A 25,841-nucleotide genomic window follows, 5' to 3' on the forward strand; every position below is an offset into this window, starting at 1 on the left:
GCCCCGGAACGGTTTATAATTCAAGGCTTTGCATCGCCATGTGGGTCGGCGGGCGCGGGTTTTCCGCGGTCCCACGCCGTTTCCGGCTCCGGCGGCGATGCCCGCCTTTGTACCGATCCCGACGTTTTTCTCGCGAAATAAACACCATGCCGATCTATGCCTACCGTTGCGACGCCTGCGGCCACGGGCGCGATGTGCTGCAGAAAATGAGCGATGCCCCGCTGACGGACTGCCCGTCGTGCGGCGCCGCTGGCGCGTTCAAGAAGCAGCTGACCGCAGCCGGTTTCCAGCTTAAGGGCTCCGGCTGGTACGTGACCGACTTCCGCGGCGGCAGCGGCGGTGGCAGTGCGCCCGCTACGGCCGCTGGTGCCGCTGGTGCCGCTGGTGGCGCGGCTGCGGCCAGCGCCCCGGCCGCGGCTGAGTCGACGGCCAGCACCGCCTCGGCCACGCCGGCCGCCGGCGGCTGCGGCAGCGCCTGCGCTTGCCACTGACCCGGACCCGCCCCGTGGTCGCAAAGAAGACTTCCGCGCTCAAGACCTGGTTCTTGACCGGGCTGCTGGTGCTGGTGCCGCTGGGCATCACGCTGTGGGTGCTCAGCCTGATCATCGGCACGATGGACCAGAGCCTGGCGCTGCTGCCCGAGGCCTGGCGTCCGGACCAGCTGCTGTTCGGCAAGCGCGTCACCGGCCTGGGCGCGATCCTGACGCTGCTGTGCATCCTGCTGGTCGGGCTGCTGGCGCACAACTTCATCGGCCAGCGCCTGGTGCGCTGGTGGGAAGCGCTGCTGGGCCATATCCCGGTGGTGGGCCCGATCTACACCAGCGTCAAGCAGGTCTCCGACACGCTACTGTCGTCTTCCGGCAATGCCTTTCGCAAGGCGCTGCTGGTGCAGTACCCGCGCGAGGGTTCGTGGACGATCGCCTTCCTGACGGGGCGCCCCGGCGGCGACGTGCAGAACCACCTGCAGGGCGAGTACGTCAGCGTCTACGTGCCGACCACGCCGAATCCGACCTCGGGCTTCTTCCTGATGATGCCCAAGGCCGACACTATCGAACTCGACATGACCGTCGACGCCGCGCTCAAGTACATCGTCTCGATGGGCGTGGTGGCACCGGCCGAACTGCCCCGCAAGAACGGCGGCGCGGGCCGCCCGGACCATCCGGCAGCCCCTGCCAGCCCGGCGGGCAAGGCCAGCAGCGAGGAAGCGGTCGAGACCACCGATCCTTAAGCATTCAAACTGATCACGGGCCGTCCGGGTTACACCAAGCGCTTCGGGCGGCCGCGTTTTACCGGGAATCTCCTTATGTCCTCCATGCGTACTCACTACTGCGGTCTGGTGACCGAACAATTCTCGGGCCAGGAAGTGGCCCTGACCGGCTGGGTCCAGCGCCGCCGCGACCATGGCGGCGTGATCTTCATTGACCTGCGCGACCGCGAAGGCCTGGTGCAGGTGGTGTGCGACCCGGACCGCCCGGAGATGTTCAAGGCCGCCGAAGAGATCCGCAATGAGTTCTGCATCCGCGTCACCGGCAAGGTCCGTCCGCGTCCGGCCGGCACCGAGAACGCCAACCTGACCTCGGGCAAGATCGAAGTGCTGTGCCACGAGTTGACCGTGCTGAACCCGTCGGTCACGCCCCCGTTCCAGCTCGACGACGACAACCTGTCGGAAACCACGCGCCTGACGCACCGCGTGCTGGACCTGCGCCGCCCGCAGATGCAGTACAACCTGCGCCTGCGCTACAAGGTGGCGATGGAAGTGCGCAAGTTCCTGGACGCACAGGGCTTTATCGACATCGAGACCCCGATGCTGGGCAAGAGCACGCCGGAAGGCGCGCGCGACTACCTGGTGCCGTCGCGGGTGAACCCGGGCCACTTCTTCGCGCTGCCGCAGTCGCCGCAGATCTTCAAGCAGATGCTGATGGTCTCGGGCTTCGACCGCTACTACCAGATCACCAAGTGCTTCCGCGACGAAGACCTGCGCGCCGACCGCCAGCCCGAGTTCACGCAGATCGACTGCGAAACGTCGTTCCTGAGCGAGCAGGAGATTCGCGACCTGTTCGAGGACATGATGCGCACGGTGTTCAAGAACGCGATCGACGTCGACCTGGGCGTCAAGTTCCCGGTGATGGAGTTCCGCGAGGCCATGGCCCGCTTCGGCTCGGACAAGCCTGACCTGCGCGTCAAGCTGGAATTCACCGAGCTGACCGAGGTGATGAAGGACGTCGACTTCAAGGTGTTCTCGGGCCCGGCCAACAGCGACAATGGCCGCGTGGTCGGCCTGCGCGTGCCGGGCGGGGGCCAGATCTCGCGCGGCGAGATCGACGCCTACACCCAGTTCGTCGGCATCTACGGCGCCAAGGGTCTGGCCTGGATCAAGGTCAACGAAGTGGCCAAGGGCCGCGACGGCCTGCAGTCGCCGATCGTGAAGAACCTGCACGATGCCGCCATCGATGAAATCCTGAAGCGCACCGGCGCCCAGGACGGCGACATCATCTTCTTCGGCGCCGACAAGGCCAAGGTCGTCAACGACTCGATCGGCGCGCTGCGCCTGAAGATCGGCCACTCCGACTTCGGCAAGGCCAACGGCCTGTTCGAGGACGCCTGGAAGCCGCTGTGGGTGGTCGACTTCCCGATGTTCGAGTACGACGAGGGAGACGCCCGCTGGGTGGCGATGCACCACCCGTTCACCAGCCCCAAGGACGAGCACCTGGAATACCTGGAGACCGACCCGGGCAAGTGCCTGGCCAAGGCCTACGACATGGTGCTGAACGGCTGGGAAATGGGCGGCGGCTCGGTGCGGATCTTCCGTGCCGACGTGCAGAGCAAGGTGTTCCGCGCGCTCAACATCAACGACGACGAAGCCCGTGCCAAGTTCGGCTACCTGCTGGACGCGCTGCAGTACGGCGCGCCCCCGCACGGCGGCCTGGCCTTCGGCCTGGACCGCATCGTCACGATGATGGCCGGCGCCGACTCGATCCGCGACGTGATCGCCTTCCCCAAGACCCAGCGCGCCCAGGACCTGCTGACCCAGGCCCCGAGCTCGGTCGACGAGAAGCAGCTGCGCGAGCTGCACATCCGCCTGCGCGCCGCGGAGCCGAAGCCGACGGTCTGAGGCGACTGATATACTTGACGACTGTTGCAAGGAAGCCGCGCATTTGCGCGGCTTTTTTGCTTTATGCGCAACGCCGACCTGCCACGCGGTGGTGCCTGCGGCGCATTGGTTTCGATTTGTTACCGGTCGGAACGAAGGGCGCCGCCGCCGGGTCTGCTTTCTTTGACACGTAATTTGCCGAGGGGCCGCGCGATGAAGGCTCCCGGCACTCGGGAGAAATTCGTGAACCTGGATGTCGACCTGATCCGCCAGTTCCTGCTGGCCCATGACCAAACCATCATCACCTGGCTGGTGGCCGGATTGCTGATGATGCTGCTGGCGCGCTTCGAGCTGCGCCGCGCCGTGCGCCGCTCGGCGCAGGCGATGTCCGAGTCGGTGGCCACGACGGTGGCGGCCTGCGTGCCCGACATCGCCCACGCGGTGCAGTCCGCTGCGCCCGCGGCGGCGGCGGCCGAGCCGGTAGAACAGCAGCGCGCCGAGGCGCTGCGCCGGCTGGCGCTGGATACCGTCGGCGCGGTGATGACGCGCGGCCGCTGGCTCGACGAACTGGGCAACCTGCGGCTGGCCGATGACGCGCTGCTGCCCGGCCAGCGTGCCGGCGGCGCCGATCCGCTGCTGGTGGTGGCGCCGCAGCCGGTGGTGCAGGCCTACCTGGGCGCGCAGCGCGTGTTCGAGGATGAGGCAGCGCAGGTGCAGGGGCTGCGCCGCGACGCTCAGAGGCTGCAGGAATCGTTGCAGGCGCTGGACGCCGAAGCCGCGCATATCGAGCGTGAAACCGGCAGCATCGTGCTGCGCTTCGAGCAGGTCAATGCGCAGGCCGCGCAGGGCGTGGACGGCGGCGACTACCAGCGTTTCCTGATCCAGAAGTACAACACGCTGGGCCAGCGCGAGAAGGAAATCGCGCAGGAGCGGGGCCGGCTGCAGGCCGAAGCCCGGCACCGTGCCGATGCGCTGGCCGATCAGGCCCATGCCGCATCGCAACGCTACCGCCGCGCGCTGGCGCCGCTGATGGACCAGCTGCGCGCTGCCTGGGGCCACGGCGAATCGCCACAGGTGTTCGACACCTGGGAGCGCGGCACCGATCCTTTCTATATCTCTCCCCATGGCGCGGCACACCCCGCGCCGCATACCGCGCGCGACGCCGCGTAAGGCCAGCGTTAAGAACAGCAGAGGGCGCCGTGCTTTCGCGTGGCAAGCGGGCGCGGCTGCGCTATCCTTGGGTTTGTCCTATCGCCCAGTCCCATGCCCTACAAGATCCCGGAATCCGTGCTGGTGGTGATTTACACGCCAGATCTTCAAGTCCTGCTGCTGGAACGCGCCGACCGCCCCGGCTTCTGGCAATCCGTGACCGGCAGCCTCGATACCCTGGATGAACCGCTGGCGCTGACCGCGGCGCGCGAAGTGGCCGAGGAAACCGGCATCGTCGCCGGCGAGCACCAGCTCACCGACTGGGGTCACTCGATCCAGTACGACATCTACCCGCAGTGGCGCCACCGCTACGCCGAAGGCATCACGCGCAATACCGAGCACTGGTTCGGCCTGCGCGTGCATGCGGCGCTGCCGGTGACGCTGGCGCCGCTGGAGCACCTGCAATACAAATGGCTGCCGTGGGAGCAGGCCGCGCAGCAGTGCTTTTCCAGCAGCAATGCGGAAGCGATCCGCCAGCTGGCCTGGCGCACTGAGGGGGCTGAAGGGTCCGGCGGGCGGCAGGCGGCGTGCGGAGCGCAGCCATGAAGCTGCGCGTGGTCACCTACAACATCCACAAGGGGGTGACCGGCATCTCGCGGCGCCCGCGCATCCAGAACGTGCGCGCGGGCCTGCATGCGATGGATGCGGACATCGTATTCCTGCAGGAAGTGCAGGACCGCAACGACCGGCTGGTGGCGGCGGCGCTGTTCGACCCCGAGCACACCCAGCTCAACTACCTGGCCACCGACGCCTACCCGCATTCCGTCTACGGGCGCAACGCGGTCTATGAGCACGGGCATCACGGCAACGCGATCCTGTCGCGCCATCCGATCCTGATGTCCGAAAACCTCGATATTTCCGATCACCGTTTCGAGCAGCGCGGGCTGCTGCATGCGGTGGCCGATGTCCATGGCATCGAAACCCACCTGATCTGCGTGCACTTCGGGCTGTTCGCCCGCAGTCGCGTGCGCCAGGCCGAGGCGCTGGTGGAGCGCGTGCGCACCGTGGTGCCGAACGGCGTGCCGCTGGTGATCGCCGGCGATTTCAACGACTGGAACCACCGGCTCGATGCGCAGATCTGCAATACGCTGGGCGCGGTGGAGGCCTCGCACGCGCGCGGCGGGCGGCTGCACACTTTTCCCAGTCATATGCCGTGGTGGCAGCTCGACCGCATCTATGTGCGGGGCTACGAGATCGAGCGCGCACACGCGCTGACCGGCCGCGACTGGGCGCAGCGCTCTGACCACGTGCCGCTGGTGGCGGAGCTTGGGCATCCGCAGGGCGAGGAAGAGGAAACCCGAGCCGCCTGAGCACACCAGGCGAAGCCAACGGTTTTGGGTGCTCCAAAGCCGCCCGAACTAGCCTAAGCAAGGTGTTCTCCCTCTCCCCCTCACCCCCTCAGGGGGAGAGGGACCGGGGTGGGGGGTGGTTTAGCTCGGAGCCACATCAAGCGGGGCCAACGGTTTTAACCCACGGGCGTCAGCCTTTGACACTCCGTCCCTCATAGTCGCGGATAAAGGCGAACACCGCCTGCACGTCGTTCAGGTCCAGCACCGGTAGCGAGGTCATTGCCGACACGGCTGCCGGCTCGTCGCTGGCCACGGCCACCACGCCCGGCACTTCGTCCCACAGCGGTGCACGCCCCAGTGCCGGGCGATAGACCTCCAGCTTCGGGAAGTCACTGCGCTTGTAGCCCTCCACCAGCACCAGGTCGGTGTCGCGTGGCAGCACCGCCAGCGCATCGTCCAATTCGGGCGAGGGCACGGCTTCCGGGTAGTGGCGCATCATCGTCAGGTGGCGCGCGCCGACCAGCACGACATTGGCGCAGCCGGCCTCGCGCATGCGCCAGGAGTCTTTGCCGGGCGTGTCGGGATCGAAGCCATGGTGGGTGTGCTTGACGCCGGCCACGCGCAGGCCGGCGGCGACGAAGCGGGGGATGAGCTGATCGAGCAGGGTGGTCTTGCCGCTGCCGGACGAGCCGGTAATGCCGAACACTTTCACAATCGGTTCCGTGGGGGGCGTCTATGGAATGCATCGCCATCGACGATAGCAGAGATGCGCGCGGCCATGTGCACGCGGCGCCTTCTGTCCGGGAATCTGTCCGATAATCACGCCATGTCACGGATATCCCCCTCCGCTCCCTCCGCGCGTCCAGGGGCTCCGGCGGACCGTGCGGCCGGCCAGCCCGCGCACGAGTCGGCCGAGGCCGCCACGCACGACCCGGCAGCCAATGGTCACCCCGGCGACCGCAAGCGCCACCGTATGCTTCGCTGGAACTGGCGCCGCGGCAGGCCCACCTCCGGCAACGCGGTGCGGCTGCTGCACGGCGGCCAGGACTTCTTCCCCGCGCTGATTGCCGCGATCGACCAGGCCGTGTTCCAGGTGACGCTGGAAACCTACATCTATGCCAATGACGACGTCGGGCGCGCGCTCAGCGACGCGCTGATCCGCGCCGCCGCGCGTGGCGTGACGGTGCGCGTGACGGTGGACGGCTTCGGCGCCGGCGACATGCCCGGCGCGATGGCCGAGCGGCTGCGGGCCGGCGGCGTGCAGCTGCGCGTCTACCGGGCGCTGCGCGGCTTCCGCCTGGCGCGGCGCCACCTGCGCCGTTTGCACCGCAAGCTCGCCGTGATCGACGGGCGCGAGGCCTTTGTCGGCGGCATCAATATCATCGACGACTATAACCACGGCCCGTTCGAGGGCGCCAACCTGGGGCCGCGCTATGACTTCGCGGTGCAGGTCCGCGGGCCGCTGGTGGATCAGGTCGCGCTGACCGCCGAACGCCTCTGGTGGCGGCTGTCGCTGCGCGACGCGCATGGCAGCGACCGCGCCGCCGCGGTGGCCGATTACCCGCTCGTCACCGACCTGCCGCCGCGCCCGGAGCCGCAAGGCGGCGCGCGCGCCGCGCTGCTATTGCGCGACAACCTGCGCAACCGCCGCACCATCGAGCGCGAATACCTGCGCGCGCTCGGCGCCGCACGCTACGACGTGATCCTCGCCAACGCCTACTTCCTGCCCGGCAACAAGATGCGCCGCGCGCTGCTGGCCTGCCGCCGGCGCGGCGTGCGTGTGCGGCTGCTGCTGCAGGGCATGGTCGAATACCGGCTGCAGCACTACGCCACGCACGCGCTGTACGCGTCGCTGCTCGAGGCCGGCGTCGAGATCTACGAGTACGCCGAGAGCTTCCTGCACGCCAAGGTCGGCGTGGTCGACGAAGCCTGGGCCACGGTGGGATCGAGCAATATGGACCCGTTCAGCCTGCTGCTCGCGCGCGAAGCCAACGTCGCCGTTTATGATGCGGCCTTCACCGCCGAGCTGCGCACGGCACTGGAGCGTGCCATTGCGCACCGCAGCGTGCGCGTGATGCCCGAGGTGCATGCGCGCCGCTCGCCGCTGCACCGGTTCGGCAACTGGTCGGCCTACATGTTGTTGCGCCTGGGTGTCATCATTGCGGGCGTGACCGGCCGCTACTGAACGACGCCGCAGTGTGCGTTTGCTGCCATGCGACAACGGCTTCGCTGCGACGCAGCTGAAACCGGGTGCTGCGCAAGCGGTGACGGAGATGCTGCATTGCAGTCCGTTTAGAAACACCGGTCTAATTAAAAGCTTGATGGTCGACTGCTGCGCCAGAATAATCTGAACGACCGTTCTTTTTTGGCTTAGACTGCGTGCATTCGCGGTATGCACCGGCAAATCCGCCGGTTCGGCCGCAAGCAGAAATGCAACGTCAGGGTCATACGCGGTGCCGCAGCAGGGCACTGCAGAACGGAGAAAAAACATGCGACACCAGTCAGCCCGTCTCGAATCCGCCGCCGCTTCCCCCGCGCCCATGCGCAAGGGTGAGATGACACGCGTGGCGATTTTGGATGCCGCACTGGAACTGTCGTCCCGCGACGGGCTCGAGGGTCTGACCATCGGCCTGCTCGCGGAACGCATGCAGATGAGCAAGAGCGGTGTCTTCGCGCACTTCGGTTCGCGCGAAGACCTGCAGGTAGAGGTGGTGCGGGAGTATCACCGCCGGTTCGAGCAGGAGGTCTTCTACCCCTCCCTGCAGGAACCGCGCGGACTGCCCCGGCTGTGGTCGATGGTGCGGCGCTGGATGGAAAAGCGCATCCAGGAAGTGACGACGGGATGCATTTACATCAGCGGCGCCGTGGAGTACGACGACCGCGCCGGCAGCTTGGTGCGTGACGAACTGGTCAAGAGCGTCACCATCTGGCGGGCGGCGATCACACGCGCCATCAACCAGGCCAAGGAAGAGGGGCACCTGCGCGCGGACTGCGATCCGCGCCTGATGCTGTTCGAGATGTACAGCCTTGAACTAGGCTTGCATCATGACGCCCGTTTCCTGCGCCTGCCTGACAGTGCCGAGCTTGCCATGGTCGCGCTCAACAAACTGATTCAGTCTTACCGTACCTGAGGCCGTCGGGTCGGGCCGAATCGCGCAAGCGAGGCGGGCGGCGTGGCGGCATCGTATAACTCCAAGGAGTCTCTGATGGGCCAGTACACCGCACCGTTGCGCGACATGCAGTTCGTGCTCCATGAACTGCTCGGCGCCGAAGCCGAACTCAAGGCGATGCCGCCGCACGCGGACATCGACGCGGACACCATCAACCAGGTCATCGAGGAAGCCGGCAAGTTCTGCTCGGACGTGGTGTTCCCGCTCAACCAGGTGGGCGACCGCGAGGGCTGCACCTACGCCGGCGACGGCGTGGTCAAGGCCCCCACCGGCTTCAGGGAAGCCTACCAGCAATACGTCGAGGCCGGCTGGCCGGCGCTGGCGTGCGATCCGGCGTTCGGCGGCCAGGGCCTGCCGATCGTGGTCAACAACGTGGTCTACGAGATGCTCAACTCGGCCAACCAGGCGTGGACCATGTACCCGGGCCTGTCGCACGGCGCCTATGAGGCGCTGCATGCGCACGGCACGCCGGAACTGCAGCAGGCCTACCTGCCCAAGCTGGTCTCCGGAGTCTGGACCGGCACCATGTGCCTGACCGAGCCGCACTGCGGCACCGATCTGGGCATCCTGCGTACCAAGGCCGAACCCCAAGACGACGGTTCCTACCTGCTGACCGGCACCAAGATCTTCATCTCCGCAGGCGAGCACGACCTGGCCGAGAACATCATTCACCTGGTGCTGGCCCGCCTGCCGGACGCGCCGGGCGGCACCAAGGGCATCTCGCTGTTCGTCGTGCCCAAGTTCATCCCCGATGCCAGCGGCAACCCGGGCGAGCGCAACGGCATCAAGTGCGGCTCGATCGAGCACAAGATGGGCATCCACGGCAATGCCACCTGCGTGATGAACCTGGACGGCGCGCGCGGCTGGCTGGTGGGCGAGCCCAACAAGGGCCTGAACGCCATGTTCGTGATGATGAACGCCGCCCGCCTGGGCGTGGGCGCGCAGGGCCTGGGCCTGACCGAAGTGGCGTACCAGAACTCGGTTGCCTACGCCAAGGACCGCCTGCAGATGCGCTCGCTGACCGGCCCGAAGGCGCCGGAGAAGGCCGCCGACCCGATCATCGTGCACCCCGACGTGCGCCGCATGCTGCTGACGCAGCGGGCTTTCGCCGAAGGCGGCCGCGCCTTCAGCTACTGGACCGCGCTGCAGATCGACCGCGAGCTGTCGCACCCGGACGAAGCCGTGCGCAAGCAGGCCGGCGACCTGGTCGCGCTGCTGACGCCGGTGATCAAGGCCTTCCTGACCGACAACGCCTTCGCCTCGACCAACGAGGGCATGCAGGTGTTCGGCGGCCACGGCTACATCTCCGAATGGGGCATGGAGCAGTACGTGCGCGACGCCCGCATCAACATGATTTACGAAGGCACCAACACGATCCAGTCGCTGGACCTGCTGGGCCGCAAGATCCTGGGCGACATGGGCGCCAGGATGAAGGCCTTCGGCAAGATCGTGCAGGAGTTCGTCGAGGCCGAAGGCACCAACGAAGCCATGCAGGAGTTCGTCAACCCGCTGGCCGACATCGGCGACAAGGTGCAGAAGCTCACCATGGAAATCGGCATGAAGGCGATGGGCAATGCCGACGAAGTGGGCGCTGCCGCGGTGCCGTACCTGCGCGTGGTGGGCCACCTGGTGTTCTCGTACTTCTGGGCCCGCATGGCCAAGATCGCGCTGGAGAAGGAAGGCAGCGGCGACAAGTTCTACACCGCCAAGCTGGCCACGGCACGCTTTTACTTTGCCAAGCTGCTGCCGGAAACGGCTGCGGAGATCCGCAAGGCGCGCGCTGGCGCGGCCTCGCTGATGGCGCTGGACGCGGATCTGTTCTGATTTTCCGGGGCAGCGCTTCCTCCCGCTGCTGGTTTGCTCCCCTCTCCCGCGAGCGGGAGAGGGGCCGGGGGTGAGGGCAGGCGGTCGATATGCGATATCGCTTCTGCAAATGCCCACTCTCACCTCCGCCCCTCTCCCATAAGTGGGAGAGCGGAGCACACCGTCAGCAATGGAAGGGCCCCACACTTTCACCTCAACGCTCACTAATCCAGGAGCGAGCATGTCCAATTTCATCGTCAAGAAAGTCGCCGTGCTGGGTGCCGGCGTCATGGGGGCGCAGATCGCCGCTCACCTGATCAACGCGCGCGTGCCCGTGGTGCTGTTCGACCTTCCCGCAAAAGAAGGCCCGAAGAACGGCATCGCGCTGCGCGCCATCGAGAACCTGAAGAGGCTCTCGCCCGCGCCGCTGGGCATCAAGGACGAGGCCGGCCTGATCGATGCGGCCAACTACGAAGACGATATCGCCCTGCTCAAGGAATGCGACCTGGTGATCGAAGCGATCGCCGAGCGCATGGACTGGAAGCACGACCTGTACAAGAAGGTCGCGCCCCACCTGGCGTCGCACGCGATCTTCGCCACCAATACCTCGGGCCTGTCGATCACCGAACTGTCCGACGGGTTTGATGCCGACCTGAAGTCGCGCTTCTGCGGCGTGCACTTCTTCAACCCGCCGCGCTACATGCACCTGGTCGAGCTGATCCCGACCGCGACCACGCAGCCGGAGATCCTCGACCAGCTCGAAGCCTTCCTGACCACCACGCTCGGCAAGGGCGTGGTGCGTGCCAAGGACACGCCTAACTTCATCGCCAACCGCGTCGGCATCTTCTCGATCCTGGCCGTGTTTGCCGAAGCCGAGAAGTTCGGTATTCCGTTCGACGTGGTCGACGACCTGACCGGCTCCAAGCTGGGCCGCGCCAAGTCCGCCACCTTCCGCACCGCGGACGTGGTCGGACTGGACACCATGGCGCACGTGATCAAGACCATGCAGGACAACCTGCACGACGACCCGTTCGCGCCGGTGTACAAGACCCCGGCCGTGCTCAAGGGCCTGGTCGATGCGGGCGCGCTGGGCCAGAAGACCGGCGCCGGCTTCTACAAAAAGGAAGGCAAGGCGATCAAGGTGCTGGACGCCAAGACCGGCCAGTATGTCGAGTCGGGAAAGAAGGCCGACGAGATCGTCGTGCGCATGCTGAAGAAGGAACCGGCCGAGCGCATCCAGCTGCTGCGTGAATCGACCAACCCGCAGGCGCAGTTCCTGTGGTCGGTATTCCGCGACGTGTTCCACTACATCGCCGTGTACCTGGAGCAGATCGCCGGCTCCGCCGCCGATATCGACCTGGCGATCCGCTGGGGCTTCGGCTGGAACTCGGGCCCGTTCGAGGATTGGCAAGCGGCTGGCTGGAAGCAGGTGGCCGAGTGGGTCAAGGAAGACGTGGAAGCGGGCAAGGCGCTGTCGGCCGCGCCGCTGCCCGCATGGGTATTCGAAGGTCCCGTGGCCGAGAACCAGGGCGTGCATGCCGCCGCCGGCTCGTGGTCGCCGGCGACGCAATCGTTCGTCGCGCGCAGCACGCTGCCGGTGTACCAGCGCCAGGCGTTCCGCGCTTCGCTGAAGGGCACCGCCGAGGTCGATCCGCGCAAGGCGGGCCGCACCGTCGAAGAGAACGACGCCGTGCGCATCTGGGTCAGCGAAGGCCAGGATGACGTGCTGGTGGTCTCGTTCAAGAGCAAGATGAACACCATCGGGCCGGATGTGATCGACGGCCTGACGCGCGCCATCGACCTGGCTGAAGCCGGGTACAAGGGCCTGGTGGTGTGGCAGCCGACCTCGCTGCAGCTCGGCGCGCCGGGCGGCCCGTTCTCCGCCGGTGCCAACCTGGAAGCGGCCATGCCCGCCTTCATGATGGGCGGCGCCAAGGGCATCGAGCCTTTCGTGAAGAAGTTCCAGGACGGCATGATGCGCGTGAAGTACGCCTCGGTGCCGGTGGTGTCCGCGGCGTCCGGCATTGCGCTGGGTGGCGGTTGCGAGTTGATGCTGCATTCGACTGCACGCGTGGCGGCGCTGGAAACGTACATCGGCCTGGTCGAAGTGGGCGTGGGCCTGGTCCCGGCTGGCGGCGGCCTGAAGGAAGCCGCGCTGGCCGCGGCACGCGCAGCACAGGCAGCGGGCAGCACCAACTACCTGCAGTTCCTGACCAGCCGCTTCCAGAGCGCCGCCATGGCCAAGGTCTCGGCCTCGGCACTGGAAGCGCGCCAGATGGGCTACCTGCTGCCGTCCGACAAGATCGTGTTCAACGTGCACGAACTGCTCTACGTGGCGCAGAACGAAGTGCGCGCGCTGGCCAACGCCGGCTACCGGGCGCCGCTGCCGACGCTGATCCCTGTGGCCGGCCGCTCGGGCGTCGCCACCATCAAGGCGTCGCTGGTCAATATGCGCGACGGCGGCTTTATCTCCGCGCACGACTTCCTGATCGCCACCCGCATCGCTGAAGCGGTGTGCGGCGGCGACGTCGAGGCCGGCTCGCTGGTCAGCGAGGAATGGCTGCTGGCGCTGGAGCGCAAGGCCTTCATCGACCTGCTCGGCACCGCCAAGACGCAGGAGCGCATCATGGGCATGCTGCAGACCGGCAAGCCGGTGCGTAACTAACAGGCAAGCGAGGAACCGACATCATGAAACAACTGCAAGACGCATACATCGTTGCGGCCACCCGCTCGCCGATCGGCAAGGCGCCCAAGGGCGCGTTCAAGAACACGCGCCCGGACGACCTGCTGGCCACCATCCTGAAAGCCGCCGTGGCGCAGGTGCCAAACCTGGATCCGAAGCTGATCGAAGACGCGATCGTCGGCTGCGCGATTCCTGAAGCGCAGCAGGGCCTGAACGTGGCCCGTATCGGCGCGCTGCTGTCCGGCCTGCCGAATACTGTGGGCGGCATCACCGTCAACCGCTTCTGCGCCTCGGGCGTCAGCGCGGTGGCGATGGCGGCCGACCGCATCCGCGTAGGCGAGTCCGACGTGATGATCGCCGCCGGCGTGGAATCGATGAGCATGGTGCCGATGATGGGCAACTCGCCGTCGATGTCGCCGGAGATCTTCACCCGCGACGAGAACGTCGGCATTGCCTACGGCATGGGCCTGACCGCCGAGAAGGTAGCGCAGCAATGGCAGGTCAGCCGCGAAGACCAGGACGCGTTCTCGCTGGCCTCGCACCAGAAGGCCATCGCCGCGCAGCAGGCGGGCGAGTTCAAGGACGAGATCACGCCGATCGAGATCGTGGAGAAGTTCCCCGATCTCGCCAGCGGCCAGGTGAGCGTGAAGACGCGCACGATTGCGCTGGACGAAGGTCCGCGTCTGGATACCTCGCTCGAAGGCCTGGGCAAGCTGCGCCCGGTGTTCGCCAACAAGGGCAGCGTGACCGCCGGCAATAGCTCGCAGACCTCCGACGGCGCCGGCGCGCTGATCCTGGTCTCGGAAAAGATCCTCAAGCAGTTCAACCTGGTGCCGCTGGCGCGCTTTGTCTCGTTCGCGGTGCGCGGCGTGCCGCCCGAGATCATGGGCATTGGCCCCAAGGAAGCGATTCCCGCGGCGCTGAAGGCAGCAGGCCTGACCCAGGACCAGATCGACTGGATCGAACTGAACGAGGCCTTTGCCGCGCAGTCGCTGGCGGTGATGCGCGACCTGGAGCTGGATCCGTCGAAGGTCAACCGCATGGGCGGCGCGATTGCGCTGGGCCATCCGCTGGGTGCGACCGGTGCGATCCGTTCGGCCACGGTGGTGCATGCGCTGCGCCGCCACAACCTGAAGTACGGCATGGTGACCATGTGCGTCGGCACGGGCATGGGCGCCGCAGGGATCTTCGAGCGCGTTTAAACGCGCCTGCGGGACGGTCCGTACGGACTGTCCCGCCCTTCTGTCAGGTGAAGAAAGCGGTACCGGGGGCTGCCGCCCGCCACGCGGGTCACCAGGTAGGGAGGAGACAATAATATGCAGGAGACAGCCATCCTGGCCGATGCCGCGTGCGATCTGCCGCGCGGCGTCATGGCCGAGCTGAAGGTCCACACCATTCCGTTCCGCATCCGCGCCGGCGAGCATTTCGTCGCCGACACGCGCGATGAGGCGGCGCTGCCAACGCTCTACGAGCAATACCTGGTCGGCCGCCAGGACCACTACGCCGAATCGATCCCGCTGCTCGAACGCGAGCTGGAGGAACACCTGCTGCGTAACGTGGTGGCCCACTGCGACCGCGCCATCCTGTTCACCATCGCCAGCGCGCGCAGCAAGCTGTATGCGCATGCGACCGGCGCGGTGATCGGCACCGTCGCGCGCAGCGTGCGCCTGCGCAAGGAAGCGGGCCGTTCGGGCCTGTTCGACCTGACCGTCATCGATACCGGCGCGATCGGGCCGGGCCAGGCATTGATCGTGCGCGAAGCCGCGCGCATGGCCGCCGCCGGCGCCGGTCCGCAGGCGGTGCAGGAAGCCGTCGAGACACGCCTGCGCGACGCCGCGCATATGTTCCTGGTGCCCGACGAGCTGCTCTACCTGTACACGCGCGCGCGCCAGAAGGGCGAAGGCAGCATTACCTGGGGCCGCTACGTGATGGGCAGCGCCTTCAATATCCGGCCGGTGGTGCGCATGCACCGCGGCCACACCGAGGCCATCGCCAAGGCCCGCGGCTCGGAGGAGGGCGCGCGCCGCGTGCTGCAGCATGCCGAGCAATGCCTGCGCGGCGGCGACCTGCTGGTGCCGGCGATCTCGGTCTGCTACGCCGGCCCGCTCGACGCGGTGCGCGCGATGCCGGCCTACGAGGCGCTGGCACGCACCGCGCGCAGCCAGGGCGTGGAACTGATGCTGGCGCCGATGAGCCTGACGGTGGCGCTGAACGTCGGAGCGCGCGCATTCGCGCTGAGCTATCTTTCCGAGTCGCCGCCGCCTTTCGAATAACCCTCCAGCAATGCATCCACAGACGAGGTAACCATGAGCATCCTTACCAGCATCGAGCAGGGCATCCTGACGATCGAATTCGACCGCATTGACAAGAAGAACGCCATTACCGCGGCCATGTACCAGGCCATGGCCGACGCGCTGCGCGCGGCCGAGACCGACCGCAACGTGCGCGCCATCCTGCTGCGCGGCAAGCCGGAAATCTTTACTGCCGGCAATGACCTGGAAGACTTCATGCAGCGCCCGCCGGGCACCGGGGCTGGCGCGGAGTCCGCGCCGGTATTCCAGTTCCTGTACCAGATCAGCCACGCCACCAAACCTATCGTCGCGGCGGTCAGCGGTGCAGCGGTTGGCGTGGGCACCACCATGCTGCTGCATTGCGACCTGGTCTATGCGTCCGACACCGCAAAGCTGTCGCTGCCGTTCGTACAGCTCGGGTTGTGCCCCGAGGCCGCGTCGAGCCTGCTGCTGCCGCGCCTGGTCGGCTACCAGCGTGCTGCCGAGAAGCTGCTGCTGGGCGAAGCGTTCAGCGCGCAGGAAGCGCTGGAGATCGGGCTGGTCACGCGCGTGCTGCCGCTAGCCGAGCTGCACGACTTTGCGCTGCAGCAGGCGCGCAAGCTGGCAGCGCTGCCGGCGTCTTCGCTGCGCGAGACCAAGCGGCTGATGAAGGCGGGGGAAGAGGCCGAGGTGGAAAAACAGATGGACGACGAGGGCGCGGTGTTCCGGCGCATGCTGGTGGCGCCGGAAGCGAAGGAGGCGTTTGCGGCGTTCTTTGAGAAGCGGAGGCCGGATTTTACGAAGTTTGAGTAAGTCCCTACGGCGTGGAAGAGGCGAGCGGTGCTGGGTGCTCCCAAGCCGCCCGAACTAGCCTAAACAAGGTGTTCTCCCTCTCCCCTCAGGGGGAGAGGGACCGGGGTGAGGGGGGGTAGCTAGGAACCACATCAAGCGGGGCCTTCGGTTTTTTCCGGCAATGTGGCTTCGGCCAGCGCCCGGCCCTCACCCCAACCCTCTCCCGCAAGCGGGAGAGGGAGCACACAATCGACGATCAAAAGTTCCTGGTGCCTCAAGCCGACGGCAACACCCGCGGCTGCCGCGACTCATCCGTCGCCACGTACGTCAACGTAGCCTCCGTCACCTTGACGATCTCGTTGCTATGCCGCATCCGCTGCGCATACACCTCCACTGCAACCGTGATCGAGGTACGTCCGGTCTTGACGATATCGGCATAGAAGCTGACCAGGTCACCCACGAATACCGGGTGCTTGAACAGGAAGGAGTTTACCGCCACGGTCGCCACACGGCCCTGGGCGCGCTCCACCGCCGGAATCGACCCGGCGATATCTACCTGCGCCATGATCCACCCGCCAAACACATCGCCATGCACATTGGCATCGGCAGGCATCGGCACGACGCGCAGCGCGGGGTTCTTGCCGGCAGGCAGGGCAGGGACGGTATGGGGAGCATTCATGGCGGTGTGCGGGTGAACAGCGGACGGAGGGGGCGCGGGCCGGGGCGAAAAACCCTTCGCCTGCCGCGCAACGCGATCTCTGCGACAATCGCGCATTGGCCCGAATTCTAACGTATGCGCCGCTATTCCACGACCGCCGAGCAGGCCCCCGACCCCGCTTCCGTCAAGCTGTTTCCCGGTCAGCGCGCGCCGCGCAGCGACTGGCAGACGGTGCGCAACCTGCTGCCCTACGTCTGGCACTACAAGTGGCGCGTGATGCTGGCGCTGACCTGCCTGGTGGCGGCCAAGGTGGCCAACCTGGGCGTGCCGGTGCTGATGAAGCGCCTGATCGACAGCATGAACCTGCAGGCGGGCGATCCGCGCGCGCTGCTGGTGGTGCCGGTAGGGCTGATCGTGGCCTACGGGATGCTGCGGCTGTCGGCGACGCTGTTCACCGAGTTGCGGGAAATGCTCTTTTCTAAGGTCACGCAGAGCGCCGTGCGCGAGATCGCGCTGCAGGTGTTCCGCCACCTGCACGCGCTGTCATTGCGCTTCCACCTGGACCGGCAGACCGGCGGCATGAGCCGCGACATCGAGCGCGGCACGCGCGGGATCCAGTCGCTGATCTCGTATTCGCTGTACAGCATCCTGCCCACGCTGGTGGAGATGGGGCTGGTGATCGGCTTCTTCATCCTGCATTACGACATCTGGTTCGCGGCGATCACGGGCTGCGCGCTGGTGGGCTATATCGTCTTCACCATCGTCGTGACGGAATGGCGTACGCATTTCCGCCGCAAGATGAACGAGCTGGATTCGCGCGCCAACCAGAAGGCGATCGATTCGCTGCTGAACTTCGAGACCGTCAAGTACTTCGGCAATGAAGAGTACGAGGCGCAGCGCTACGACGAGAACCTGCGCAAGTACCGCACCGCCGCGATCCGCTCGCAGAACTCGCTGTCGTTCCTCAACTTCGGCCAGCAGACCATCATCGCGGCCGGGCTGATCCTGATCCTTTGGCGCGCCACCGTGGGCGTGGTCGACGGCAAGCTGACGCTGGGCGACCTGGTGCTGGTCAACACGCTGATGATCCAGCTCTATATCCCGCTTAACTTCCTCGGCGTGATCTACCGCGAGATCAAGCAGGCCACCACCGACATGGACCGCATGTTCGTGCTGCTGGGGACGAACCAGGAGGTGGCCGACACGCCCGGCGCACGGCCGCTGCAGGTCGACGGTGCGCAGGTGCGCTTCCGCGACGTGCGCTTCAGCTACGAGCCGGATCGCGTGATCCTGAACGGCGTGGATTTCACCATCGCGGCCGGCACCACCACCGCGGTGGTGGGGCACAGCGGTTCGGGCAAGTCGACGCTGGCGCGGCTGCTGTTCCGCTTCTACGACGTCAATGACGGCGCCATCGAGATCGATGGCCAGGATATCCGCGCGATCACGCAGGACAGCCTGCGCCGCGCGATCGGCATCGTGCCGCAGGACACGGTGCTGTTCAACGACAGCATCTTCTACAACATCGCCTACGGCCGGCCCGAGGCCAGCCGCGACGAGGTTATCGCCGCGGCCAGTGCCGCGCAGATCGACACCTTTATCCGAGAGCTGCCGCAGGGCTACGACACGCCGGTGGGCGAGCGCGGCCTGAAGCTGTCCGGCGGCGAGAAGCAGCGCGTGGCAATCGCGCGCACGCTGCTGAAGAACCCGCCGGTGCTGGTGTTCGACGAGGCCACCTCGGCGCTGGACTCGCGCACCGAACAGGCGATCCAGGCCGAGCTGATGCGGCTGGCGCAGAACCGCACCACGCTGCTGATCGCGCACCGGCTTTCCACCGTGGTCCACGCCGACCAGATCCTGGTGATGGACCGCGGCCGCATCGTCGAGCGCGGCACGCATGCCGAGCTGATGCGCGCGCGCGGCCGCTACGCCGAGATGTGGGACATCCAGGCGCGCGCCGCGGCGCAGGGCGGCGAGGCCGTCGGCGCGGATGCGCTCGCGGTCGACGTGGGCGACGCGACGCAGGACGCCTGAGCGCATGACCAGCCGGGCCGGCCGCGACAACGATCGCGGCCGGGCAGGTGACTCGCCCCCTGCGCCGGTGGATAATCCGCGTCATGGAAATCAAATGGCTTGAAGACTTCGTCAGCCTGGCCGAGACGCACAGCTTCTCGCGCTCGGCCGAACTGCGCCACGTCACGCAGCCGGCGTTCTCGCGCCGGATCCAGTCGCTGGAGGCGTGGGTCGGCACCGAGCTGATCGACCGCTCGAGCTATCCCACCAGCCTGACGGCGGCCGGCAAGGTGTTCTATGAGCAGGCGCTGGCGATGCTGGCGCAGGTCAGCGAGACCCGCGCGCTGATGCGCGGCCAGCGTTCGGCCAACGCCCAGGTGCTGGAATTCGCGGTGCCGCATACGCTGTCGCTGACGTTCTTCCCGGAGTGGCTCAAGACGCTCGAGCGCAAGATCGGCACGCTGCCGTGCCGGCTGCGCGCGCTCAACGTCCATGACGCCGTGCTGATGCTGGTGGAGGGCGGTTGCGACCTGGTGATGGTTTACCACCACGCGCGCCAGGCGATCCAGCTCGACCCGGCCCGCTATGACATGCTGGTGCTCGGTACCGAGCGGCTGTCGCCGTACAGCGTGCCGGACGCCGCCGGCAAGCCGCTGTTCCGGCTGCCGGGCACCGACAAGAAGCCGGTGCCGTTCCTCAGCTACACCCCCAACGCCTTCCTCGGACGCATGGTCGAGCTGCTGCTGGCGGACACCTCGGAAGCGCTCAAGCTCGACAAATGCTACGAGACCGATATGGCCGAGGCGCTCAAGGTGATGGCGCTGGCCGGCCACGGCATGGCCTTCCTGCCGGAAAGCGCGGTGCGCGAGGACGTCGCCGCCGGCCGGCTGGTGCGGGCCGAGTCGGCACGCGGGCTGCCGCTGTCGATCGATATGGAGATCCGGCTGTACCGGGAGCAGCCGGGCGAGAACGGCGGCGAGCGGCGCGGCGCCGGGGTACGGCGCAAGCGCCAGCTGGTCGACCAGGTATGGTCGACCCTGTCGGCGGGCCAGATCACCCCGGGGGACATTTCCCAGGGATGACAAGGTTATGCGGATTTTGCATGACCGGATGAGCAAACGGCATTGGATTCGGGCCCGACGCCAAGCCTAAGCTTGCGGGCATTCTCCACACCGGAACCCAACCGATGTCTTCCGCTGCACCGACCAATCCCACTATCGCCAAGCACGTACTCCCGTCTTACCTCAATGCCGACAATCTCGGCCCCTGGGGCATCTACCTGCAACAGGTCGACCGTGTCACGCCTTACCTGGGCTCGCTGGCACGCTGGGTTGAAACCCTGAAGCGCCCCAAGCGGGCGATGGTCGTCGACGTACCCATCGAGCTGGATAACGGCACCATCGCCCACTACGAGGGCTACCGCGTGCAGCACAACCTGTCGCGCGGCCCGGGCAAGGGCGGCGTGCGCTTCCACCAGGACGTGACCCTGTCCGAGGTGATGGCGCTGTCGGCCTGGATGTCGGTGAAGAACGCCGCGGTCAACGTGCCCTACGGCGGTGCCAAGGGCGGCATCCGCGTCGACCCGCGCACGCTGTCGCACGCCGAACTGGAGCGCCTGACCCGCCGCTACACCAGCGAAATCAACATCATCATCGGGCCCAGCAAGGACATCCCGGCGCCGGACGTGAACACCAACGCCCAGGTCATGGCCTGGATGATGGACACGTACTCGATGAACTCCGGCAGCACGGCCACCGGCGTGGTGACCGGCAAGCCGATCTCGCTGGGCGGTTCGCTGGGCCGTCACGAAGCCACGGGCCGCGGCGTATTCGTCGTCGGTTCGGAAGCCGCCCGTAACCTGGGCCTGGAGATCAAGGGCGCAAGCGTGGCGGTGCAGGGCTTTGGCAATGTGGGTGCCGTGGCCGCCAAGCTGTTCCATGAGGCCGGCGCCAAGGTGGTGGCGGTGCAGGACCACCGCACCACGCTGTTCGACCCGGCCGGCCTGGACGTGCCGGCGCTGATGGAATACACCTCGCACAGCGGCACCATCGAAGGCTTCCGCGGCGAAGTCCTGCGCACCGAGCAGTTCTGGGAAGTCGACTGCGACATCCTGATCCCGGCCGCGCTGGAAGGCCAGATCACGGCCAAGAACGCGCCGCTGATCAAGGCCCGCCTGGTGATCGAGGGCGCCAACGGCCCGACCACGCCGGAAGCCGACGACATCCTGCGCGAGCGCAATATCCTGGTCGCGCCGGACGTCATCGCCAATGCCGGCGGCGTGACCGTGTCCTACTTCGAATGGGTGCAGGATTTCTCCTCCTTCTTCTGGACTGAGGAAGAAATCAACCAGCGCCTGGTACGGATCATGCAAGAGGCCTTCCGGGCAATCTGGCAAGTGGCACAGGACAACAAGGTAACGTTGCGCACGGCGGCGTTTATCGTGGCCTGTACGCGGATCCTGCAGGCGCGCGAGATGCGCGGCCTGTATCCCTGATCGCAGGGCACCGGTCGAACCGGGACGAAGCGCGGAGCACTGGCATGGTGCATTGCAGCAAGCGTCCCGGTTCACGCAGTTCATGACCGCCAGACGCGGCCTCCGGCAAACGCCGGAGGCCGCGTTGTCGTATCCGGAAGCCGTGCACAGCTATTGCCCTGAATCGGGGTTCTAGGAGAAAACCCAGTTGTATTGCGGCGGATGCTGCGCAATACTGTTTCACCAGTGTGGGTTTTGTCTCTAGAATCCCGCTTTCTCTTCATGGTCAAGGAGATGTTATGAATTTTGCCAAGTTGGCTGCCCTGATGATTGCCGGGGGTGTGATGTGCGGGACGGCACAGGCAGCTGAACAACTGACGGGCACGCTCAAGAAAATCAAGGACACCGGCGTGATCACGCTGGGCGTGCGCGAGTCGTCGATTCCGTTCAACTACAACCTGGGCGGCGTGCGCCAGGTCGGCTATTCCTACGATATCAACACGAAGATCGTGGAAGCCGTCAAGGAACAGCTCAAGGTGCCGAACCTGCAGGTGAAGGAAATCCCGATCACCTCGCAGAACCGCATCACGCTGCTGCAGAACGGCACCATCGACATGGAGTGCGGTTCGACCACGAATAACCTCGAACGCCAGAAGCAGGTCGCCTTTACCAACTCCATCTTCATCATCGGCACGCGCATCATGGTGAAGAAGGACGGCGGCATCAAGGACTGGGCCGACCTGAAGGGCAAGAACGTCGTCACCACCGCCGGCACCACGTCGGAGCGCCTGCTGCGCAAGATGAACGACGACCAGAAGCTGGGCATGAACATCATCAGCACCAAGGACCACGGCCAGTCGTTCCTGACGCTGGAATCGGGCCGCGCGGTCGCGTTCATGATGGACGACGCGCTGCTGTACGGCGAGCGCGCCAAGGCCAAGAACCCGGCCGACTGGATCGTGGTGGGCAAGCCCCAGTCGCGCGAGTCCTATGGCTGCATGATCCGCAAGGATGACCCGCAGTTCAAGAAGCTGTCGGACACCGTCATCTCCGGCATGATGAAGGACGGCTCGATCAACACGCTGTACACCAAGTGGTTCATGCAACCGGTGCCGCCGAAGGGCCTCAACCTGGACTTCCCGCTGTCCGACGACATGAAGGCGCTGTTCAAGACCCCGAACGACAAGGCGCTGGACTGACCTGACGGTGACAGCAGTGCGAAACGGAAGGCATGTCCTTCCGTTTCTTTTTGAGGACGCAACATGAACTACAACTGGCATTGGGGAGTCTTCCTCGAACAGGCCGCCCAGAACGAGACCTACCTGGACTGGATGATTTCCGGCCTGAAGGTGACGCTCGCGCTGGGGCTTTCGTCCTGGGTCATTGCCCTGGTCATCGGTTCGGTGCTTGGCGTGCTGCGCACCGTGCCCAACAAGTGGCTGGCGGGCATCGCCGCCACCTATGTGGAAGTTTTCCGCAACATCCCGCTGCTGGTGCAGCTGTTTATCTGGTATTTCGTCATGCCCGAGTTGCTGCCCGGCGGCGAGGCGATCAAGCAGATGAACCCGTTTGCGCAGCAATTCCTGGCCGCGATGCTGTGCCTGGGCACCTTTACCGCGGCGCGGGTCTGCGAGCAGGTGCGTTCGGGCATCAACTCGCTGGCGCGCGGGCAGAAGAATGCCGGCCTGGCGATGGGCTTCACGCTGCAGCAGACATACCGGCACGTGCTGCTGCCGATGGCGTTCCGCGTGATCGTGCCGCCGCTGACTTCCGAATTCCTGAATATCTTCAAGAACTCGGCGGTGGCGTCGACCATCGGTCTTCTGGAACTGGCGGCACAGGGTCGGCAACTGGTGGACTACACTGCGCGCCCGTATGAATCGTTCATCGCGGTGACGCTGATGTACGCGCTGATCAACGTGACGGTGATGCTGATCATGCGCTGGGTCGAGGCCCGTACCCGCGTGCCCGGCTTTATCGGCGGCAAGTAAGGGGGCGCCATGGCTTATTCATTCGATTTCACCTCCATCAACCCCAATACGCTCGAGGTGCTGGGCGAGGGCATGATGGTGTCGCTCAAGATCACCGTCACCGCGGTCGTGGTGGGCATCGTCTGGGGCACCATCCTGGCGATGATGCGGCTGTCGTCGTTCCGGCTGCTGAACTGGTTCGCGCAGGGCTACGTGACCATCTTCCGCTCCATCCCGCTGGTGATGGTGCTGCTATGGTTCTTCCTGATCATCCCGCAGGTGCTGCAGAACCTCTTCAACCTGTCGCCGGCGACCGACCTGCGCATGACCTCGGCGCTGGTGGCGTTTGCGCTGTTCGAGGCCGCGTATTACTCCGAGATCATCCGGGCGGGTATCCAGAGCGTGTCGCGCGGGCAGATGTTCGCCGCGCAGGCGCTGGGCATGACCTATGGCCAGTCGATGCGGCTGGTGATCCTGCCGCAGGCGTTCCGCAACATGGTGCCGCTGCTGCTGACCCAGGGCATCATCCTGTTCCAGGATACGTCGCTGGTCTACGTCAGCGCGCTGGCCGACTTCTTTGGCCAGGCCTATGGCATCGGCGAACGTGATGGCCGTATCGTCGAGTTGCTGCTGTTCGCCGGCCTGGTGTACTTCCTTATCTGCTTCTCCGCTTCGCTGCTGGTCAAGCGTTACCAGAAAAAGGTGGCTGTATGATCGAAATCAACAATGTCTCCAAGTGGTATGGCGCCTTCCAGGTGCTGACCGACTGCACCACCAAGGTCGCCAAGGGCGAAGTGGTGGTGGTGTGCGGCCCCTCCGGTTCGGGCAAGTCCACGCTGATCAAGACCGTCAATGCGCTCGAGCCGTTCCAGAAGGGCGACATCCTGGTCGACGGCACCTCGGTGGGCAATCCCAAGACCAACCTGCCCAAGCTGCGCTCGCGCGTGGGCATGGTGTTCCAGAACTTCGAGCTGTTCCCGCACCTGTCGATCACCGAGAACCTGACCATCGCGCAGATGAAGGTGCTCGGCCGCTCCAAGGAAGAGGCCACCGCCAAGGGCCTGAAGTACCTGGAGCGCGTGGGCCTGAAGGACCAGGCGGCGAAGTATCCCGGCCAGCTGTCGGGCGGCCAGCAGCAGCGCGTGGCGATCGCGCGCGCGCTGTCGATGGACCCGATCTGCATGCTGTTCGACGAGCCGACCTCGGCGCTAGATCCCGAGATGGTCAACGAAGTGCTGGACGTGATGGTGCAACTGGCGCACGAAGGCATGACCATGATGTGCGTGACCCACGAAATGGGTTTCGCGCGCAAGGTGGCCAACCGCGTGATCTTCATGGACCAGGGCAAGATCGTCGAGGACGCCGACAAGGAAGAGTTCTTCGGCAATATCGACGCGCGCTCGGATCGGGCGCGGCAGTTCCTGTCGAAGATCCTGCATCACTGACCGGCCTGGCCTTGCAAGCAAAAGGGACGCCTCGGCGTCCCTTTTTTATCGATCAACGGCTCAGGTGCAGGCGGTGTTGGCCGCATTCTTCGCCTGCACCTCAGGCGGAATCGGCACCGTCAGCGTCATCGTCGGCCGGCCGTCCTCGAACATGATCAGCTCGCCCGGCGCAAACCGCGTCCAGGTCTCGTTGTCGGTCAGCGGCTGGGTGGCGATCACCGCCACGCGGTCGTCCGGCGTGGTTACCTGGGCGAAATCGATCGACAGGTCGGCGTCGATCAGGTGCGCGGTCGAGAACGGCCACTGCCGCACCAGGTAGTACAGGTGCGTGGAGCAATGGGCGAACAGCGCCTGGCCGTTGCACAGCAGGAAGTTGAAGACGCCGTGCAGCGTGATCTCGCGGGTAATGTCCGCCAGCGCATGGCCGAGCTCGTTCAGCGGCGGCTGCGAGCCCGGGAAGCGCTTGCGCAGGCCCTGCATCAGCGTGCAGAAGGCCAGTTCGCTGTCGGTATCGCCCACCGGCTGGTAGACGCCGGACAGGAACGGCGAGAAGCCCTTCAGGTCGCCGTTGTGGGCAAAGATCCAGTGCCGGCCCCACAGCTCGCGCATGAAAGGGTGGCAGTTCTCCAGCAGCACGGTGCCCTGGGTCGCCTTGCGGATATGCGAGATGACGTTCTTGGACTTGATCGGGTAGCGCTTGATCAGGTCGGCCACCGGCGAGGTGCCGGCGGACTGGTTGTCGATAAACAGGCGGCAGGCCTTGTCTTCGAAGAAGGCCACGCCGAAGCCGTCGGCGTGGTGGTCGGTCAGGCCACCGCGGGCGGCGAAGCCGGTGAAGGAGAACGTCACGTCGGTTGGCGTGGCGCAGTTCATGCCTAGCAACTGGCACATGGCGGGGCACCGGTCGGCAGCAGGCTGCCGCTTTGCAATAGAATGCAGACATTATCCCGCGCGTTCGCGCCGCTGCCAAGCGCG

The 25,841-nt window shown here is 66.0% G+C and carries 23 protein-coding genes; 20 read left to right on the forward strand and 3 right to left on the reverse strand.

What is annotated here, in order from left to right; translation table 11 throughout:
- The first annotated feature begins 146 nt into the window (after nucleotides 1-146).
- From K307_RS27905 to K307_RS27930, 6 genes are all read left to right on the forward strand, one after another.
- Nucleotides 147-491 carry an FmdB family zinc ribbon protein gene (locus tag K307_RS27905; RefSeq protein ID WP_042884055.1) on the forward strand — a complete coding sequence of 115 codons (345 nt, stop codon included), beginning with the start codon at nucleotides 147-149 and terminating at the stop codon, nucleotides 489-491.
- Nucleotides 492-505: 14 nt separating this feature from the next.
- Nucleotides 506-1,228, forward strand: coding sequence for a DUF502 domain-containing protein (locus K307_RS27910; protein ID WP_042884056.1), 723 nt, complete (start codon nucleotides 506-508; stop codon nucleotides 1,226-1,228).
- A 75-nt stretch (nucleotides 1,229-1,303) separates the two neighbouring features.
- Nucleotides 1,304-3,112: an aspartate--tRNA ligase gene (gene aspS / locus K307_RS27915; RefSeq protein ID WP_042884058.1), complete on the forward strand. Its 1,809-nt coding sequence runs from the start codon at nucleotides 1,304-1,306 to the stop codon at nucleotides 3,110-3,112.
- Nucleotides 3,113-3,334: 222 nt separating this feature from the next.
- Complete coding sequence (locus tag K307_RS27920; protein ID WP_051975454.1) at nucleotides 3,335-4,261, forward strand: hypothetical protein; 927 nt, start codon at nucleotides 3,335-3,337, stop codon at nucleotides 4,259-4,261.
- 93 nt (nucleotides 4,262-4,354) lie between these two features.
- Nucleotides 4,355-4,846 (forward strand): dihydroneopterin triphosphate diphosphatase, encoded by a 492-nt coding sequence (gene nudB, locus K307_RS27925; protein ID WP_042884059.1) that lies wholly within the window; start codon nucleotides 4,355-4,357, stop codon nucleotides 4,844-4,846.
- Nucleotides 4,843-5,610: an endonuclease/exonuclease/phosphatase family protein gene (locus tag K307_RS27930; RefSeq protein WP_042884061.1), complete on the forward strand. Its 768-nt coding sequence runs from the start codon at nucleotides 4,843-4,845 to the stop codon at nucleotides 5,608-5,610. The genes nudB and K307_RS27930 overlap by 4 nt, the downstream gene beginning before the upstream one ends.
- Nucleotides 5,611-5,779: 169 nt before the next feature.
- On the opposite strand, the gene mobB is transcribed toward K307_RS27930, so the two are convergent.
- Nucleotides 5,780-6,301 (reverse strand): molybdopterin-guanine dinucleotide biosynthesis protein B, encoded by a 522-nt coding sequence (gene mobB, locus K307_RS27935; RefSeq protein WP_042884062.1) that lies wholly within the window; start codon nucleotides 6,299-6,301, stop codon nucleotides 5,780-5,782.
- Between the two features lie 114 nt (nucleotides 6,302-6,415).
- Here mobB and clsB point away from each other — a divergent pair, with 114 nt between their 5' ends.
- The 7 genes from clsB (at nucleotide 6,416) to K307_RS27970 (ending at nucleotide 16,328) form a co-directional block, all read left to right on the forward strand.
- Complete coding sequence (gene clsB, locus K307_RS27940) at nucleotides 6,416-7,774, forward strand: cardiolipin synthase ClsB (RefSeq protein ID WP_419187184.1); 1,359 nt, start codon at nucleotides 6,416-6,418, stop codon at nucleotides 7,772-7,774.
- A 355-nt stretch (nucleotides 7,775-8,129) separates the two neighbouring features.
- Nucleotides 8,130-8,720: a TetR/AcrR family transcriptional regulator gene (locus tag K307_RS27945; RefSeq protein ID WP_041680939.1), complete on the forward strand. Its 591-nt coding sequence runs from the start codon at nucleotides 8,130-8,132 to the stop codon at nucleotides 8,718-8,720.
- Between the two features lie 75 nt (nucleotides 8,721-8,795).
- Nucleotides 8,796-10,583, forward strand: coding sequence for an acyl-CoA dehydrogenase C-terminal domain-containing protein (locus K307_RS27950; protein WP_042884064.1), 1,788 nt, complete (start codon nucleotides 8,796-8,798; stop codon nucleotides 10,581-10,583).
- A gap of 220 nt (nucleotides 10,584-10,803) precedes the next feature.
- Nucleotides 10,804-13,227, forward strand: coding sequence for a 3-hydroxyacyl-CoA dehydrogenase/enoyl-CoA hydratase family protein (locus tag K307_RS27955; protein ID WP_042884065.1), 2,424 nt, complete (start codon nucleotides 10,804-10,806; stop codon nucleotides 13,225-13,227).
- Nucleotides 13,228-13,247: 20 nt separating this feature from the next.
- The gene (locus K307_RS27960) at nucleotides 13,248-14,447 is read left to right on the forward strand and encodes an acetyl-CoA C-acyltransferase (protein ID WP_042884066.1); all 1,200 of its coding nucleotides are present in this window, start codon (nucleotides 13,248-13,250) and stop codon (nucleotides 14,445-14,447) included.
- A gap of 114 nt (nucleotides 14,448-14,561) precedes the next feature.
- The gene (locus K307_RS27965; RefSeq protein ID WP_042884068.1) at nucleotides 14,562-15,518 is read left to right on the forward strand and encodes a DegV family protein; all 957 of its coding nucleotides are present in this window, start codon (nucleotides 14,562-14,564) and stop codon (nucleotides 15,516-15,518) included.
- Between the two features lie 33 nt (nucleotides 15,519-15,551).
- A complete protein-coding gene (locus K307_RS27970) occupies nucleotides 15,552-16,328 on the forward strand; it encodes an enoyl-CoA hydratase (RefSeq protein WP_042884070.1) in 777 nt (258 codons plus the stop codon).
- A gap of 253 nt (nucleotides 16,329-16,581) precedes the next feature.
- On the opposite strand, the gene K307_RS27975 is transcribed toward K307_RS27970, so the two are convergent.
- A complete protein-coding gene (locus K307_RS27975; RefSeq protein WP_022533547.1) occupies nucleotides 16,582-16,986 on the reverse strand; it encodes an acyl-CoA thioesterase in 405 nt (134 codons plus the stop codon).
- 114 nt (nucleotides 16,987-17,100) lie between these two features.
- Between K307_RS27975 and K307_RS27980 the strand changes: the two genes are divergently transcribed.
- The 7 genes from K307_RS27980 (at nucleotide 17,101) to K307_RS28010 (ending at nucleotide 24,866) form a co-directional block, all read left to right on the forward strand.
- The gene (locus K307_RS27980; RefSeq protein ID WP_042884071.1) at nucleotides 17,101-18,999 is read left to right on the forward strand and encodes an ABCB family ABC transporter ATP-binding protein/permease; all 1,899 of its coding nucleotides are present in this window, start codon (nucleotides 17,101-17,103) and stop codon (nucleotides 18,997-18,999) included.
- A gap of 83 nt (nucleotides 19,000-19,082) precedes the next feature.
- Complete coding sequence (locus K307_RS27985) at nucleotides 19,083-20,060, forward strand: LysR family transcriptional regulator (RefSeq protein WP_042884074.1); 978 nt, start codon at nucleotides 19,083-19,085, stop codon at nucleotides 20,058-20,060.
- 104 nt (nucleotides 20,061-20,164) lie between these two features.
- Nucleotides 20,165-21,472, forward strand: a complete 1,308-nt coding sequence (locus tag K307_RS27990) for a Glu/Leu/Phe/Val family dehydrogenase (RefSeq protein WP_042884075.1) — start codon at nucleotides 20,165-20,167, stop codon at nucleotides 21,470-21,472.
- A gap of 278 nt (nucleotides 21,473-21,750) precedes the next feature.
- Nucleotides 21,751-22,650 (forward strand): glutamate/aspartate ABC transporter substrate-binding protein, encoded by a 900-nt coding sequence (locus tag K307_RS27995; protein ID WP_042884076.1) that lies wholly within the window; start codon nucleotides 21,751-21,753, stop codon nucleotides 22,648-22,650.
- A gap of 63 nt (nucleotides 22,651-22,713) precedes the next feature.
- A complete protein-coding gene (locus K307_RS28000; protein ID WP_042884077.1) occupies nucleotides 22,714-23,442 on the forward strand; it encodes an amino acid ABC transporter permease in 729 nt (242 codons plus the stop codon).
- Nucleotides 23,443-23,451: 9 nt separating this feature from the next.
- Nucleotides 23,452-24,135, forward strand: coding sequence for a glutamate/aspartate ABC transporter permease GltK (gene gltK, locus K307_RS28005; protein WP_042884078.1), 684 nt, complete (start codon nucleotides 23,452-23,454; stop codon nucleotides 24,133-24,135).
- The gene (locus K307_RS28010; protein ID WP_042884079.1) at nucleotides 24,132-24,866 is read left to right on the forward strand and encodes an amino acid ABC transporter ATP-binding protein; all 735 of its coding nucleotides are present in this window, start codon (nucleotides 24,132-24,134) and stop codon (nucleotides 24,864-24,866) included. The genes gltK and K307_RS28010 overlap by 4 nt, the downstream gene beginning before the upstream one ends.
- Before the next feature lie 60 nt (nucleotides 24,867-24,926).
- Here the strand turns inward: K307_RS28010 and K307_RS28015 are convergent, their stop codons facing one another.
- A complete protein-coding gene (locus tag K307_RS28015; RefSeq protein ID WP_042884080.1) occupies nucleotides 24,927-25,757 on the reverse strand; it encodes a class II glutamine amidotransferase in 831 nt (276 codons plus the stop codon).
- Nucleotides 25,758-25,841 lie beyond the last annotated feature (84 nt).

This window comes from Cupriavidus necator A5-1 (assembly GCF_000744095.1).
Lineage (GTDB): Bacteria > Pseudomonadota > Gammaproteobacteria > Burkholderiales > Burkholderiaceae > Cupriavidus > Cupriavidus necator_A.